Here is a 260-nt window from a genome sequence, read left to right as displayed (position 1 = left end):
GACACCGGCAGGGCCTGCCGCCTGAATGTCCAGATCGGTCTTACTGAGGCCGGCTTTTTTCAGCGTCGCCAGCAAGGCGTAATAAGTCGTGTCGGAATAAGACATCACGGTCACAGTTTTGCCTTTCAAATCAGCCACGCTCTTGATACCGGCATCATCACCGGTCGCCAATACCGTCAGGCTGCCTGCACCCAATACCGCTACGGCCTTGACCGGAATACCATTGGCACGCACGATCAGTGGCGTATCACCAATAGCCC

At 56.2% G+C, this 260-nt stretch carries 1 protein-coding gene; it reads right to left on the bottom strand.

Annotated features, from left to right (window positions below; all coding sequences use genetic code 11):
* A partial coding sequence (locus tag Q4563_RS20695) for an ABC transporter substrate-binding protein (protein ID WP_303605854.1) occupies window positions 1-260 on the bottom strand: 260 nt, incomplete at both ends.

The organism is Gilvimarinus sp. 1_MG-2023 (genome assembly GCF_030548285.1).
The sequence above is the reverse complement of the archived record's forward strand: the minus strand, read 5'-3'. Positions and strand labels throughout refer to the sequence as shown.